This window comes from Kocuria tytonicola (assembly GCF_003687455.1).
GTDB lineage: Bacteria > Actinomycetota > Actinomycetes > Actinomycetales > Micrococcaceae > Kocuria > Kocuria tytonicola.
On sequence record NZ_PHOA01000085.1, the window covers coordinates 1 to 10,369 of the forward strand.

General features: G+C 73.5%; 8 protein-coding genes. 2 read left to right on the plus strand and 6 right to left on the minus strand.

Annotation, left to right across the window (positions count from 1 at the left end; all coding sequences use genetic code 11):
- The first annotated feature begins 2 nt into the window (after positions 1 to 2).
- Together CWC38_RS09180 and CWC38_RS09185 are read left to right on the plus strand one after the other, a co-directional pair.
- Positions 3 to 1,388, plus strand: coding sequence for an isochorismate synthase (locus CWC38_RS09180; RefSeq protein WP_240625189.1), 1,386 nt, complete (start codon positions 3 to 5; stop codon positions 1,386 to 1,388).
- Between the two features lie 87 nt (positions 1,389 to 1,475).
- The gene (locus tag CWC38_RS09185) at positions 1,476 to 2,246 is read left to right on the plus strand and encodes an ABC transporter substrate-binding protein (RefSeq protein WP_121846463.1); all 771 of its coding nucleotides are present in this window, start codon (positions 1,476 to 1,478) and stop codon (positions 2,244 to 2,246) included.
- Between the two features lie 127 nt (positions 2,247 to 2,373).
- On the opposite strand, the gene CWC38_RS09190 is transcribed toward CWC38_RS09185, so the two are convergent.
- The 6 genes from CWC38_RS09190 to CWC38_RS09215 form a co-directional block, all read right to left on the minus strand.
- A complete protein-coding gene (locus CWC38_RS09190; protein WP_121846464.1) occupies positions 2,374 to 3,111 on the minus strand; it encodes an SDR family oxidoreductase in 738 nt (245 codons plus the stop codon).
- A gap of 80 nt (positions 3,112 to 3,191) precedes the next feature.
- On the minus strand, positions 3,192 to 5,141 hold the full coding sequence (gene menD / locus CWC38_RS09195; RefSeq protein WP_121846465.1) for a 2-succinyl-5-enolpyruvyl-6-hydroxy-3-cyclohexene-1-carboxylate synthase: 1,950 nt from the start codon (positions 5,139 to 5,141) through the stop codon (positions 3,192 to 3,194).
- Positions 5,142 to 5,241: 100 nt separating this feature from the next.
- Positions 5,242 to 6,582, minus strand: coding sequence for a sulfate adenylyltransferase subunit 1 (locus CWC38_RS09200; protein ID WP_121846466.1), 1,341 nt, complete (start codon positions 6,580 to 6,582; stop codon positions 5,242 to 5,244).
- 2 nt (positions 6,583 to 6,584) lie between these two features.
- Entirely contained in the window at positions 6,585 to 7,520 is a 936-nt protein-coding gene (gene cysD, locus CWC38_RS09205) for a sulfate adenylyltransferase subunit CysD (protein ID WP_121846467.1), read from the minus strand.
- Positions 7,502 to 8,239: a phosphoadenylyl-sulfate reductase gene (locus CWC38_RS09210; RefSeq protein WP_121846468.1), complete on the minus strand. Its 738-nt coding sequence runs from the start codon at positions 8,237 to 8,239 to the stop codon at positions 7,502 to 7,504. Before CWC38_RS09210 ends, cysD begins: the two co-directional genes overlap by 19 nt.
- Positions 8,236 to 9,948 (minus strand): nitrite/sulfite reductase, encoded by a 1,713-nt coding sequence (locus CWC38_RS09215; RefSeq protein ID WP_121846469.1) that lies wholly within the window; start codon positions 9,946 to 9,948, stop codon positions 8,236 to 8,238. Before CWC38_RS09215 ends, CWC38_RS09210 begins: the two co-directional genes overlap by 4 nt.
- Positions 9,949 to 10,369: the final 421 nt, after the last annotated feature.

Below are 10,369 nucleotides of genomic sequence, written 5' to 3' on the forward strand. Positions count from 1 at the left end.
CCCTGAGCGCGCTCACCCTCCCCCTCTCGGACGTCCCCTCCGCCGCCGGATTCGCACGCGACCCGGACGTCCGCCGCCTGCTGGACGGCCCCGATCCCGCCACGTGGATCGTGCGCGGCCAGGGACTCGTGGGGCTCGGCCGCGCGGCCACGTTCCGGGTCCGCGGTGGCACCCGGTTCACCGCCGCGCGCGTGTGGTGGGACGCCGTGCGCCAGGACGCCGCGGTCGAGGACCGGGTCCGCCGCCCGGGAACGGGACTGCTCGCGCTCGGCGCCTTCGCCTTCGCCCCCTCCTCCACCGCGGCCTCCGGACTCGTGGTCCCCGAACTCGTGGTGGGCACCGACGACGACGCCGCGTGGCTGACCCTGATCGTGCCCGGAGCCACCGTGCCCACCCCCGCGGACGTCGGCGCCGCCTGGTCCCGTCTGGCACGCGTGGCCCCCGGGCCCGTCGCGGGCGCCACCCCGGAGCGGCTGGACGGACCCGCGGCCGGCGGCGCGGCGTCGTCGTACCCCACGGCCGTGCCCGGCACGCTGGACGAAGGCGAGTGGATGGCCGCGGTGGCGGACGGCGTGGCCATGATCCGGGCGGGCGAGCTGGACAAGCTCGTGCTCGCGCGGGACGTGGTGGTGGACACCGGGCGGCCCATCGAGCTGGGCGCGGTGCTGGGGCGGCTCAGCGAGCGCTTTGCCACGTGCTGGACGTACTGCGTGCGGCTCGGGGACGAGGACTCACCGGAGGAGGGGTCCGGGCGGCTGCTGGGCGCGACCCCGGAGATGCTCGTCCGCGTGCACCGCGGCACGGCGTCCGCGCGCGTGCTCGCCGGGACGCTGGACCGGCAGGACCTCCCGGACGGGGCGAACCCCGATGACTTCGCCATCACCGAGCTGGGCGGCTCCGAGAAGCAGCAGCGCGAGCACCGCTTCGCCGTGGAGTCGCTGGTCGCCGGTCTGTCCCCGTACGCGGACGAGGTCTCGGGCGGCGAGCGGCCGTTCATCCTGGACCTGCCGAACGTCTGGCACCTCGCCTCGGACGTCACCGCCCGGCTGCGCGCCGGCGTGGACGGCACCCTGCCCTCCGCGCTGGAGCTCGCGGAGGCGGTGCACCCCACCGCCGCGGTGTGCGGCACCCCCACCGAGACCGCGGGCGCCGTGATCGAGGACCTCGAGCGCATGGACCGCGGCCTCTACGCCGGGCCCGTGGGCTGGCTCGACGGCGCCGGTAACGGCGAGTGGGGCATCGCCCTGCGCGGGGCGGTCCAGCTGGACGCGCACCGTGCGCGGGTCAGTGCCGGGTGCGGGATCGTCGCGGAGTCCGACCCCTGCGCCGAGCTCGCGGAGACGTGGGCCAAGCTGCGGCCCATGCTGGAGTCGCTGCCCGCACGCTGAACAGCCCCGCGAGTGGGACCCCCTCCGGAAGGGTGAGGCGCATAGTACGATCGCCACACGTCCAGGACCACTCGACGAGGAGTTCCCATGGCCACTGCGCGCCGGTCCGCGCCCGTGCTCGCCGCCGTCTGGGCGGTGGGGCTGGCGCTCGCGGGGTGCGGCTCGTCCTCGGGGGAACAGGCCGGTGCGAGCGGCAGCGCCGGGACGTTCACGGTGTGCACCGACTCCCCCTACGCGCCGTTCGAGTTCGAGCGCGACGGCAAGACCGTGGGCTTCGACATGTCCCTGGGGCAGGAGATCGCCCACGACATGGGCAGGAGCCTGCAGGTGGTGCAGGCGGACTTCCACACGCTGGTCTCCGGTGACGCACTGGACACGGGCCGGTGCGACGCCGCGATCTCCGGCATGACCATCACCGCGCAGCGGCGGCGGGACGTGGACTTCTCCCAGCCGTACTTCAACGACCAGATCGCGCTGCTCACCGCGAAGGACTCCGGCATCACGGGATTCGGCTCCGTGGGCCGGGCGACCGTGGGCGTCCAGCGCGCGAGCTCCGGGGAGCAGTACGCGAGGGACAGGAAGCTCGCCGTGCAGGAGTTCGAGGACGTGGGGCAGATGTTCCAGGCCCTGCGCTCCGGGGAGGTCGAGGCGGTGTCCGGGAACATCTCCACGCTGTCCTGGGAGGCCAAGAACCACCCGGACCTGCGGCTCGCCCAGACCGTGGACACCAACGAGAACCTCGGCGTGGCCGTGAAGAAGGGCAACACCGAGGTCCTCGGCGCCGTGAACCGCACCCTGGACCGGGTCACGCGCGACGGCACGGTGGACCGGCTCAAGGCGGAGTGGATGGGGCTGTAGACCCGCCCCTCACCCTCGGCCGGCCCGGGACGTCCCCGCCGGCGTACCCGCGCCCCGGGGGCAGTGCCCTGGTGTTCCTGCGCCTTGGTGTGCCCGCGCCGTGGTGCGCCGGAACCGGGTGCCCGCGTCAGTGCATCCCGGAGGGACGCACCGAGACGACCTCCACCTCCGAGGTCCGGTCCGCGTCCACCACCAGACGCACCGCCGCGGCGATCTGCTCGGGGCGGATCCACTCCTCCGGGCGGTACTCCCGGCCCATGTACTCGTGCAGCTGCTCCTGCATGTCCGTGGCCACGCGGCCCGGGTGCACCGAGGACACGCGGACCGCGTTCTCCCGCTCCTCCTCGCGCAGCGCGTCCGTCAGCGCCCGCAGCGCGAACTTGGTGCCGGAGTACAGCGCCGCGGAGGGGTTGGAGGTGAAGCCGGAGCCGGAGTTGATGGCCACCACGTCACCGTGGGCGGCGCGCAGCTCCGGCAGGGTGAGCCGGGTCAGCTGGGCCACGGAGATCACGTTGACGTCGAAGATCTGCTCCCACATCTCCCGCGGGGCGTCCGCCACGCGGGACTGCGGGGCGATCCCCGCCGAGTGCACCAGGACGTTCAGCCCGTGGAACTCGTCCCGCAGGGGTGCCCACGCGGCGGCCACCTGCTCGTCGTCGCTCACGTCCGCGACGAACGCGCGGGTGCCCGGTCCCAGCCCGGCCAGTTCACCGCGCACGCGCTCCACGTCCTCGGCGGAGCGTCCGCCCACGAGGACGACGTGGTCCCGGGCGAGGTCCTGGGCGATGGCCCGTCCGATCCCGCGCGTGGCTCCCGTGACCAGTGCCGTGCGGGGTGTGCTCTGCTGTGCCGTCTGTTCGCTCATGCCGCCATGCTAGCGAGGGGCTCCGTCCCGCGCCGCGCAGATCGTCCGGCAGGAGAGGACCCCGCCCTCGCACCCGGGGGTCACCGCCCGGCGAGGAACTCCTCCACCGCACGGCTGCCCTCGCGCCGGGCGGCCGCGTTGAAGTCCCGCAGGGTCTCCCGTTCGAGCACCACCTCGACCACCCGGCGGCCCACCACCGGGACCGCGAGCGCCGCCGTGAGCTCGATGGCCGTCTCCGCGCGCACGTGCGCCACGCCGTAGGCGGCGCACAGCTCCGCGATCCCGGCCCGGTGCGAGGTTCCGAAGAACCTCTCGACCGCCGCGGTGTACCGTTCGTCCCGGCCCAGTGCGCCGTGCTCGAGCGTCTGGAAGATGCCCCCGCCGGAGTCGTTGACCACCACCGTGTCCACGTCCGGGACCTGTTCCCCCGGCCCCAGGAGCAGCCCGCCCGCGTCGTGCAGGAACGTGAGGTCCCCCATGACCGCGCGCACGGGCCGTCCGGTGCCCAGCGCCACGCCGTGCGCGGTGGCCACCGTGCCGTCGATCCCCGCCAGACCACGGTTCGCCACCACCGGCACCGGGGACTGCGCGCGTGCCGCGAGGTCCACGTCCCGCACCACGGTGGAGGATCCCACCACGAGCACCGAGCCGTCCTGGCAGCCGGCATCCCACACCGCCCGCGCCACGTGCAGCCGGGTCAGCTCCTGCTGGGCGTTCGCGTACCGCAGCACGGCGGCATCCGCGGCGGCCCCGGCCTCCCGCCACGTCCGCAGCCACCCGTCCGCCACGGGTCCGACGGCGCTCGCGGCCTCCGCGAAGGAGGCCACCTCCTCCTCGGGCCGGCGCCCGGGGACGAACCACGGGGCGGGTTCGGGGCGCACGGCCACCACCCGCACGTCCTCACGTTTGAGCAGCGCCGCGACGGAGCGGCTCAGGGTGGGCCGCCCCACCAGGACCACGGCATCCACCCGTGCCCCGAGCGGGGAGGCCAGGAGGCTCTCGTAGGAGGCTATGGCCTCCCCCGTCCGGGCGTTGGAGGACGGCTCGGCCAGCAGCGGCATGCCGTGCTCACGTGCGAACCGTGCGGTGGTGAGCCCCGCGCCGTCGCCCGCGAACACCACGGGGTGGGACGGCGGTTCCACGACGATGTGCGGGCGCGGGCTGCGACGGGCACCGGGGGCTGCGGGGGCCGGCTCGTCGCTCGCGGCGTCTGCACGGTGGGTGTGCCGCGGGGGGCGGCCGGGATCGGCCCCGGTCACGTGGAAGGCGGAGGTGCCCTCGGCGAGCAAAGCGCCCTGGGCACCGGGGTCGTCCTCCCGGAGCACCCGGGAAGGCAGGAAGGGCTCGGGCAGCACCGACCACGGGTGCCCCACCGGTTCCGGGGCCCGGGCGGAGCGGACGCGGGCCAGCTCGGCGGCGAGGTCCCGGGCCCAGTCCTGCAGGTGGGCGTGGTCGGCCCCGGACCTCGGGAAGAGGGGGTCGCGCAGGGCGACGTTGAGGTGCACGGGGCCGGGGGCGTCCTCGCGGTGCCCTGCGAGTGCGGTCAGGGGGTCGCGCAGCAGGTACTCGAGGTCCTCGCGGTGCTCGCCGTCCGTGAGGTCCGAGCCTTCCGGGGGCAGCAGGTCCAGCGCGGCGCGCACGAAGTGGGAGAACATCCCCGGTTGCTGGGTGGTCTGGTTGGCGCCCGTGCCGCGCAGCTCGGGCGGGCGGTCCGCGCTGAGCACCACCACGGGCGCCCCCGCGTGGGAGGCCTCCATGACGGCGGGCAGCAGCTCCCCCACGGCGGTGCCGCTCGTGGTGACCACCGCGCACGGCCGTCCGGTGGAGCGTGCGATCCCGAGCGCGGTGAAACCGGCGTCCCGCTCGTCGATCCGCACGTGCACCGTGAGCGCACCGCTCGCGTGGGCCGCCGCCGCGGCGTAGGCCAGGGGTGCCGAGCGCGAGCCCGGTGACACCACCAGGTGCTGCATGCCCCGCAGCGCGAGGACCCGCAGGACGGTGGTGGCGGAGAGCAGGCTGGGCGTGATCACACCGGTGACGCTACCCAGCTCCGCCGACACGCACAGCCGACGCCGCGGCGGTAAGCCATGCGCGGAGCCGGCCGGGCGGCGTCGTGGGCCTACAGGGGGCTCAGATGGCCCACTCCCCCGCATCCGCGCGGAGATTGCCGAGCACGCCCGGGGTGTGGACGCTGTCGTCCTGGACCATGCCCGCGGCCTGGGTGCGCCCGGACCGCGGGTCGATCAGCAGGAACGAGCCCAGTGCGTGCGAGGCCGTGTAGGCCGTGGTGAACAGGGGCTCGGCCACGCGGATGCTCACGCGCCCGATGTCGTTGAGCTCGAACGAGCCCACGGACTCCGCGGCGAGGCTCTCCAGGTTCAGGCGCCCGTCCAGGGAGCCCACGATGCCGCGGACCACGCGCGTGGTGTGCTTGAGCAGCACGCGCTGGCCCTCGCGCAGGGGGTTCTCGTCGTCCAGCCAGCACACCACGGCGTCCACGGTCTTGGAGCCCTGCGGCGCGGCGGCGGGAGTGGCGATCAGGTCCCCGCGGGTGATGTCGATCTGGTCCGCGAGGCTCAGGGTGACGGACTGCCCGGCCACGGCGTGCTCGGCAGGGGCCCCGGCCACGTCGATGCGCGTGACCTCGGTGGTGCGCCCGGCGGGCTGCACGGTCACGGCGTCGCCCACGGACACCGAGCCCGCGGCCACCTGACCGGCGTAGCCGCGGTAGTCCGTGAACTCCGGGGAAACCGCCGCGGACTGCGGGCGGATCACGGTCTGCACCGGCAGGGCGAACGGCTCGGAGCGGATGAGCTGGGAGGAGTCGGGGAGGTCCTCGAGCCAGCCCAGCAGGGACGGACCCGGGTACCAGGGTGTGGCCGCGGACGGCTCCACCACGTTGTCCCCGCGCAGCGCGGAGACCGGGATGGTCTGCAGGTCCAGCACCCCGAGCTCCCCGGCGAGCGCGTGCAGGTCACGGTCCAGCGCCCCGAAGGCGTCCTGGGCGTCCGCCACCAGGTCGATCTTGTTGACCGCCACGATCAGGTGCGGCACGCCCAGCAGTGCGGCCACGGCCAGGTGGCGCCGGGTCTGCTCCACGATCCCGTGGGTCACGTCCACCAGCACGATCAGCGCGTCCGCGGTGGAGGCGCCGGTGACCGTGTTGCGGGTGTACTGCACGTGACCGGGGCAGTCGGCCAGGATGAAGCTGCGGGCGGGGGTGGCGAAGTAGCGGTAGGCCACGTCGATCGTGATGCCCTGCTCCCGCTCCGCCCGCAGCCCGTCGGTCAGCAGGGCCAGGTCCGCGGAGCTCAGCCCGCGGGACTGGCTGACCCGCTCGATGGCCTCCAGCTGGTCCACAAGGATGTTCTTGGTGTCGTGCAGCAGCCGGCCCACCAGGGTGGACTTGCCGTCGTCCACGCTCCCGGCCGTGGCGATCCGCAACAGGCGCGGCGTGTTCTCGGTGCTCATCTCTAGAAGTAGCCCTCTCGTTTGCGGTCCTCCATGGCGGCCTCGGACACGCGGTCGTCCGCGCGGGTGGCCCCGCGCTCGGTGAGCGTGCTGGTCCTGACCTCGGCCAGCACGTCTGCGGCGGTGGCGGCAGGGGACTCGACGGCGCCCGTGCAGCTCATGTCCCCCACGGTGCGGTAGCGCACGGTGCGGGTCTGCACGGTTTCGTCCTCGCGCGGGCTCACGTGCTCGCCCACCGCGAGCCACATGCCGTCCCGGCTCACCACGTCCCGCTCGTGGGCGTAGTAGAGGGAGGGCAGCTCGATGCCCTGCTCGGTGATGTAGGACCAGATGTCCAGCTCGGTCCAGTTGGACAGCGGGAACACCCGCACGTGCTCCCCGGGGCGGTGGCGCGTGTTGTACAGGCTCCACAGCTCGGGGCGCTGGTTGCGGGGGTCCCACTGGCCGAACTCGTCCCGCAGGCTGATGATCCGCTCCTTGGCGCGGGCCTTCTCCTCGTCCCGCCGGGCGCCCCCGTAGACCACGTCGTGGCGGCCCTCGGTGATCGCGTCCAGCAGGGGAACGGTCTGCAGCTGGTTGCGGGTGCCGTCCGGGCGCTCGGCCAGGCGGCCGTCGTCGATGTAGTCCTGGACCTTCGCGACTTCCAGGCGGATGTGCAGGCGCTCCACCGTGCGGTCCCGGAATTCCAGGACCTCCGGGAAGTTGTGCCCGGTGTCCACGTGCAGCACGGGGAACGGGATGGGTGCCGGCCAGAAGGCCTTCGCGGCCAGGTGCAGCATGACCACCGAGTCCTTGCCGCCGGAGAACAGCAGCACGGGGCGCTCGCCCTCCGCCGCGGTCTCGCGGAAAATGTGGATGGACTCGGCCTCGAGCCGCTGCAGCTGGGTCAGCGCAGTCTCGGTGGGGGCAGTCGTGGTGCTCACAGGTGGATCCCGCATTCCGTCTTGCCCACGCCGGACCAGCGTCCGGCGCGGGGATCTTCCCCAGGGGCGACCTTCCGCGTGCACGGGGCGCACCCGATGGACGGGTAGCCCTGGCTCAGCAGCGGGTTGACCACCACCAGGTTCTCCTCGGCGTACGCGACCACGTGGTCGAAGGTCCAGTCCACGATGGCGTTGATCTTGACCATCTGGTGGTGCTCGTCCCACTCCACGGGCGCGGCGTTCGCGCGGTGCGGCGTCTCTTCACGACGCAGCCCGGTCACCCAGGCCTCGTACCCGGCCAGTGCCCTGTCCAGCGGGGCGACCTTGCGCATCCCGCAGCACAGCCCGGGGTCGCGGTCGTGGAGCTTGGCGCCGTACTTCTCGTCCTGCTCCGGGACGGTGAGCTCGGGCAGCAGGGTGCGCACGTTCACGGGCCAGTCCCGGGCGAACTCGTCGCGGGTCTGCAGGGTCTCGGGGAAGTGGTAACCCGTCTCCAGGAACAGCACGTCCACGCCCTTGAGGTGCGTGCTCACGAGCGCGGGCACCACGGTGTCCGAGGCCATCGAGCACGCCACGGCCAGCTTCTTCCCGAAGGTCTCCGCGGCCCACGCGAGCACCTCGTCCGGGTCCGCGTCCCGCTCGCCGAAGCGCCGCTGGGCGTCCTCGACGAGGGCCTTGAGCTCCTCCGCGGAGCGCTCGCGGCCCGGGGTGGTTGTCACGTCAGTGGTGGTCATCTCAGGGAATCCTCCTCGGCGGAAAGCGCCCACTCGGCGAAAGACTGGTCGGGGCCGCGCTCCCGCAGGAAGGTGCGGGTCACGCGCTCCACGTAGTCGGAGAGGTCGTCCGCGGTGACCTTGAGCCCGCGCACCGTGCGGCCCAGCCCACCCTCCTCGCGGTCCGGGGAGGCCAGACCGCCGCCCAGGTGCACCTGGAACACGTACTCCTCCCCGATGTACTGGCCCTTGAGCCCGATGTCCGCGGTCTGGATGCGGGCGCAAGAGTTGGGGCAGCCGTTGATGTGCAGGGAGATGGGGGTGGGGATCTCCACGTCCGTGAGGCGCTGCTCCATGTCGTCGATCACCCGGGCGGCCAGGCCCTTGGTCTCCACGAACGCGAGCTTGCAGAACTCGATGCCGGTGCACGCAATGGTGGAGCGGCGGAACGGGCTGGGCTTGGCGTGCAGCCCGTGCGGGGCCAGCGCCTCGATCAACCCCTCCACGTTGTTCTCGGGCACGTCCAGCACCAGCACCTTCTGGTGCGGGGTGAGGCGGATGCGCCCGGAACCGGCGGCCTCGGCGGCGTCGGCCAGGGCCACCAGGGCATCCCCGGAGAGCCGGCCCGCGGTGAGCGCGAAGCCCACCCAGCGGTTGCCGTCCACCTGCTCGTGCACGCCCACGTGGTCCGCGTGGCCCACCGCGCGCTCGGGGGCGGGGCCGTCCGGCAGTGCGCGGCCCAGGTACTCGTCCTGCAGCACCTGGCGGAACCTCTCGGGGCCCCACTCGGCCAGCAGGAACTTCAGGCGGGCCTTGGTGCGCTGCTTGCGGTAGCCGTAGTCGCGGAAGATCCCGCACACCCCGGCCCACACCGGGACCACGTCCTCGGGCGCCACGAAGACGCCCAGGCGCTCCCCCAGGCGCGGGGCCACGGACAGCGCGCCGCCCACCCACAGGTCGTAGCCCGGGCCCAGCTCGGGGTGGTTCACGCCCACGAAGCTGACGTCGTTGATCTCGTGCACCACGTCCAGCGTGGGGCTGCCCGTGATGGCGGTCTTGAACTTGCGCGGCAGGTTCACGTACTCGGGGTTGCCGATGAACTCCTCGCGCAGCGCGGCCAGCTGCGGCGAGGGGTCGATGACGGCGTTCTTCTCCACACCGGCCACGGGGCTGCCCAGGAACACGCGCGGGGTGTCACCGCACGCCTCCAGCGTGGTGAGTCCCACGGCCTCCAGGCGGTCCCAGATCTCGGGGACGTCCTCGATGCGGATCCAGTGCAGCTGGATGTTCTGCCGGTCCGAGACGTCCGCGGTGCCGCGCGCGAACTCGCGGGAGATCTCCCCCAGCACGCGCGCCTGCCCGGTGCTCAGCTGCCCGCCGTCCAGGCGGATGCGCTGCATGAAGTACTCGTCCGAGAGGGACTCGGCGTCCAGCTTGGAGGTGTTCGCGCCCGCCACGCCCTGCTTGCGCTGCGTGTAGAGGCCAAGCCAGCGGAACCGGCCGTGGACGTCGTCCGAGGGGATCGAGGCGTAGCCCGTCTTCGAGTACTCCTCGATGATCCGCCGCTGGACGTTGAGCGAGTTCTCCTCCGCCTTGAACTCCTCGTTGTGGTTCAGGGGGGTGCGTCCGCTGACCTTCCACTGGCCCAGATCGGTGCCCTTGCGGGGTCCGCGCACGCGGCCGGACTGCGCCGTCTGCGAGCGCTCCGTGCTCTCTGCGGAGGTGGTCATGGGTGCTCCTCGGGTGGGGATGGGGCGAGCCGTTCCAACGTACAGACCGCCCGGTAACCCCCACGAGTCACCGTCACAAACACGTCACAAACCCCGCGTCCTCCCACGTCACGCCCAGTTTTCCCGCCGCCGACGACGCCGCTGCGCCCGGTTCCTGCGGTCCGTCGCCCGGGTGCCGGGCGAGGTGGGGCCGGTAGCCACTGCGCGTGCCTGCAACGGCGGCGACCTGCGTGGACGGAGGGCGGGCAGGACCGGGGCGTGACGGCTGTCCCGGCGCTGCCCGCACAGGCACGCCGGGGCAGGGAGGGCGCGGGCGGCGTCGTCGTCCGGCGGGGCCGTGCCCGGGCACGACGGAGCGGGCGGGACCGCCTGTGCGATCCCGCCCGCCCGTGGGGCCGGTGCCCCCCCGGGGCGCCGGCCC